The organism is Microcystis sp. LEGE 08355 (genome assembly GCF_015207185.1).
GTDB lineage: Bacteria > Cyanobacteriota > Cyanobacteriia > Cyanobacteriales > Microcystaceae > Microcystis > Microcystis panniformis.
This window is the reverse complement of the sequence record NZ_JADEXI010000352.1, coordinates 1-4,987: the sequence shown is the minus strand read 5'-3', so window position 1 is coordinate 4,987 and position 4,987 is coordinate 1. Positions and strand designations below refer to the sequence as shown.

At 38.1% G+C, this 4,987-nt stretch carries 4 protein-coding genes and 1 pseudogene; all 5 read left to right on the top strand.

The window, feature by feature from the left end:
- A pseudogene (locus IQ242_RS16655) lies at positions 1 to 109 on the top strand (IS630 family transposase); the annotation flags it as partial.
- Positions 110 to 294: 185 nt separating this feature from the next.
- Complete coding sequence (locus tag IQ242_RS16650) at positions 295 to 1,221, top strand: glycosyltransferase family 2 protein (protein ID WP_193960738.1); 927 nt, start codon at positions 295 to 297, stop codon at positions 1,219 to 1,221.
- A 13-nt stretch (positions 1,222 to 1,234) separates the two neighbouring features.
- The gene (locus IQ242_RS16645; RefSeq protein ID WP_193960737.1) at positions 1,235 to 2,188 is read left to right on the top strand and encodes a bifunctional 2-polyprenyl-6-hydroxyphenol methylase/3-demethylubiquinol 3-O-methyltransferase UbiG; all 954 of its coding nucleotides are present in this window, start codon (positions 1,235 to 1,237) and stop codon (positions 2,186 to 2,188) included.
- Positions 2,189 to 2,237: 49 nt separating this feature from the next.
- Positions 2,238 to 3,062, top strand: coding sequence for a methyltransferase domain-containing protein (locus IQ242_RS16640; protein WP_193960736.1), 825 nt, complete (start codon positions 2,238 to 2,240; stop codon positions 3,060 to 3,062).
- Positions 3,063 to 3,301: 239 nt separating this feature from the next.
- Entirely contained in the window at positions 3,302 to 4,558 is a 1,257-nt protein-coding gene (locus tag IQ242_RS16635; RefSeq protein ID WP_193960735.1) for a glycosyltransferase family 4 protein, read from the top strand.
- Positions 4,559 to 4,987: the final 429 nt, after the last annotated feature.

The following is a 4,987-nucleotide window of genomic DNA, read 5'->3' as shown; positions in this document are numbered from 1 at the left end:
GGCGAGAACTTACAAAGACTTAATAGAAGGGATTGAATTAGCTATGTTAGAAGTTACTCAAAAAGATATTCGCAATTGGTTTACTCACTGTTGCTACTGTACCTCATGAGTCAGAGAATTGCTATATCTATCATTATAGAGATCAAGACTTAGTTGGGTTAACTGTCTTGAAAGCTTCGGATTTTAACAGTGGAGATAGTGAAAATAAAATTAATGGCTCTGAAAATCCTGAAATGGGTTGACAATTTGGTCAGGGTGGGTTAGGATACCACGAGTTAACAGTAAATCCGTTGCATGACTGACTTCCAACTGACCACTCCTGTCGCCTTCCTGATTTTCAATCGACCTGATACGACGGCGAGAGTATTTGAAGCCATTCGTCAGGCTAAACCATCTAAGTTATTAGTGGTTGCCGATGGTCCGCGTCCAGATAGAGCCGATGATGTTGAAAAGTGTAAAGCGGCTCGTGCTATTATCGAGGGTGTGGATTGGGATTGTGAGGTTTTTACTAACTATTCTGATATTAACTTGGGATGCAAGAATCGAGTATCTAGTGGATTAAATTGGGTTTTTGATACGGTTGAGCAAGCCATTATTCTTGAAGATGATTGCTTACCACATCCTAGTTTTTTTCGCTTTTGCCAAGAATTGCTCGATTATTATCGAGATGATAAGAGAATTATGGCTATTTCAGGGGATAATTTTCAGTTTGGCAGAAAGCGCACGGAGTACAGTTACTATTTTTCTTGCTATAACCACATTTGGGGTTGGGCAAGTTGGAGGAGAGCGTGGCAATATTATGATGTTAAAATGAAGCTCTGGCAAGAAATTCGTGATGGTAACTGGCTTGAGTCTATTTTAGGAAAAACTCAGGCTGTCAAATACTGGACGAAAATTTTTCAAACTGCTTATGATGGTAAAATTGATACTTGGGATTATCCCTGGACTTTCGCCTGTTGGATTCAGAATGGTCTAACAATCCTACCTAATGTAAATTTAGTTAGTAATATTGGATTTGGTGAAGATGCTACTCATACAAGCAGTAGTAAAAGTAGAGTGGCAAATCTTCCTGTTAAAGAGATTAATTTTCCGTTAAAACATCCTCCATTTTTGCTGCGTCATGTTGAAGCGGATGATTTTACTTATCGTAATCTCTTTGACTCTAGCTTGTTCTCCAGATACTTTATGAAATTGCCATTAGTCAAGGTTTTTGTCAATTAAATTTAGAATGATTATGACAGAGCAAATGAACCAAGAATTAGTATATTGTCCCCTAAGCGGAAGCTTCAAAATTGTCTTAGTTGAAAAAATAGCTGTCAGTGACTTATTAAGTCTCTATCAAAAGGTGCTGAACTGTGATGTAGCTTCAGAGTTTGGTAATATTCAAGAGATAGATTTTTACCACTCTCTTGAATCAGATCTTTATTTTTTCTCTCCGATGATAACGGGTTCAGAAAATTTTTATGAAAAACTACAAGTATTTGATTGGTATTACCTAGAGGAAAAAAATGAATATGATTATGCTAAACAATTTATCAAACCTTCCGATTTTGTCTTGGAAATTGGCTGTGGAAAAGGAGCTTTTGCTCAAAAGATAGATAGCCAAAACTATACAGGTCTTGAATTCAGTCACAAAGCAAAAGATCTAGCTAAGGGTGGTGTTAACATAATCAATGAATCAATTCAAGATCACGCTGTTTACCTACCCCAAAAATATGATGTAGTTTGTGCTTTTCAAGTGCTAGAACACATAGGAGATGTTCACTCATTCATCGCTTCTAGTATTGCCTGCCTGAAACCTGGTGGTCTTTTTGTATTCTCAGTTCCCAGTTATGATTCGTTTAGCAAATATGTATCCAACTTTTTTCTTGATATGCCACCTCATCATGTTACGCGGTGGACTGATACAAGCTTAAAAAATCTAACGAAATACTTTCCCATTGAAAATCTAGAAATTTGGCATGAACCATTACAAGAAGTTCACAAATCATTTTATGCGACAACTATTGTCAAATTAGCATTGTTTAAGTTTTTTGGAAAAGATATAAGGAACATCGATTTTGGCATTACCTATAAAATCCTAGATATAGTTAGCAGAATGATAGGAAAGATTTTTGCTAAAGGTTTGATTTCTTCCGAATTATTTCCTCGAGGAATATCTGTGGTGAGTATTTATCGTAAAATTTAGATAGATAACTTATAATTTTTGACGAATTGCCAACGAATATAACAAGCTAATGAAACTCTTAAATTTTGGCTGTGGCTCTACTTTTCATCCCGCTTGGGTGAATATCGATATAATTTCATCTTCACCGGAAGTTAGAGAATATGATATTCGTAAAAACTTGCCCTACCCAGATGCTGAATTTGATGCCTGTTATAGTTCCCATGTCTTAGAACACTTTCAACAAGATGAGGCAAAAAAACTGCTAACTGAATGTTGCCGAATTCTCAGAGATAAGGGTATAATAAGAGTCGTTGTCCCTGATCTCGAAGCAATAGCTAGAGAATATTTGTTCACTTTAGAAAAAGTCGATTCAGGGATTAAAGAAGCGGAACCTGACTATGACTGGATGATGCTGGAGCTTTATGATCAAACTGTTCGCAGTGTTGGTGGAGGCAAAATGAGAGATTTTCTGCTAAACCCCAGTATTAATAATAAGGATTTCGTGCGTTATCGAATTGGTGCGGAAGCGGAAAAGTTTTGGGAAATTCAAGCTCATCAAAAGTCCATGAGGGAGAGAATAATGGCTAAGAGTCCCGCTTGGTTTTTACAGAAACTGAGAATTATCATAGCTAAATATCTAGTAGCACTTGTGGCAGGAAATGAAGCTAAAAAATCTTTTGAAGAGGGTATATTTCGGAATTCAGGGGAAATTCATCTTTGGATGTATGATCGCTATTCCTTAAAGCGGCTGCTGGAGCAAGTGGGATTTATTGATGTGCGTATTTGTCGTGCTGATGATAGTAGAATACCAGATTTTAACAGTTACGGTTTAGATATGATAGAGGGCAAAATTCGCAAACCAGACTCTTTGTTTATGGAGGCGATGAAACCCTAGAAATAATTACACTAAATTAAACTTCAAAACATTGATAAACTTTAAAGAAACTAAAAGATGACCAAAAATATCGTTAACAAACTGTTCAGAAAACTGAAATTTAAAGTCGAGAGATATAATCTTAATAATTCGCAAGTAGCTTGGATGGCAAGGTTACTGGAATATCAACATATAGACTTTTCGATCTGGGTGCTAACCGTGGAAGACTATTGCAAATTGATCAAATATTCTTGAGAGTCATGAAAGTCTGTTTACTAAGTTATTCTGATAGTCAAGGAGGGGCTTTTATAGCCGCTCATCGTCTGCATAAAGGGTTACATCGGATCAGTGTAGCAGCGACTATGCTAGTTAATGATAAAACTCGTGATGACTATACTGTTTTATCGCCAGCAAGTAAATTAATGAAGGGATGGACGAAACTAATACCTGGGGTTGATCACTTGCCCTTGTCATTATATTCTCAAAGAGAGAGAACACCTTATTCTATCCAATGGCTTCCCGATCGCCTTGTTTCTAGAGTAGCCCAAATTAGTCCAGATATTATTAACTTACACTGGATTAATGCCGGGTTTTTACAAATTGAAACCCTAGCCAAATTTAAGCAACCTCTTGTTTGGACGGCTCACGATATGTGGCCTTTTACGGGTGGTTGTCATTACAGTGGGGAATGCAATAAATATACTCAATCCTGTGGTCATTGTCCCCAATTAAAAAGTCAGCAAGATGGGGATATTTCTCGTTGGGTTTGGTGGCGAAAAGCCAAAGCTTGGAAAAATCTCAATCTGACTATTGTTACCCCCAGTCAATGGTTAGCAGATTGTGCCAGAAATAGTTCTCTATTTCAGGATTTACGGATAGAAGTAATTGCCAACAGTTTAGACATTCAAAGATATAAACCAATCGAGAAAAACATTGCTCGCCATCTCTTAGGATTACCCCAAGATAAACAGCTTATTCTCTTTGGTGCTATGACGGCAACAAGCGATAACCGAAAAGGATTTCATCTGCTGCTACCTGCCATAAAAAAACTCAGTCAGGGGGAAATATGGCGGCATAAATTAGAGTTAGTGGTCTTCGGTGCCTCTGAACCGATTAATCCGCCTGATTTTGGCTTAAAAACCCATTATTTAGGCAGATTAAATGATGATATTTCCCTAGCTTTAGTCTATGCCGCCGCCGATATTTTTGTCGCTCCCTCAATTGAGGATAATCTTCCCAATACAGTCATGGAAGCTCTCGCCTGTGCCACTCCCTCCGTTGCCTTTAAAATTGGTGGAATGCCTGATATGATCGAACATCAAGAGAATGGTTATCTGGCCAAACCCTTCGAGGTGGAAGACTTGGCACGGGGAATTAATTGGGTATTAGAAGATACAGAAAGGTATAACCAATTGTGCATTCGGGCAAGGCAAAAAGTGGAGCAAGAATTTACTCTTGAGATTCAAGCATCTAATTATTTAAAGCTGTATAATGAAATGTTGGCATCTTTCAAGTAAACTTGAACAGTCTTAGCCATGCCAAAAAGACGATTAAGAAACTCGCCAGAAGTTTAAGAATTGACCTAAAAAAAATTTTTAATCTGGTAAAACATGAGCAAAGTTGTTTGTTGATATCCTTTCTCAAATAGTGCTACACTATGTACACAATGCGGACACAACGAGAGAGACTATGGATAAGCATGACATTGAGAAAATTGGGGTGCGAGAATTTCGGAGCGAACTCCCTAAATACATATACGGTGAGACTCCCGTTGAGGTACTACGTCACGGTCATCGAAAATTTGGGTCTGAAACCCCGTCGTTCTAGGTTGGCTTTACGTTAGAATTAAAAGGCCAGTCTCGAAAACCAAGTGGACGGCGCAGCACCTTGAAAACTCGGCTTAGGGGGTTCCGACCAGAAAAGCTTGGCCGGGTAAAAAGTCGCGC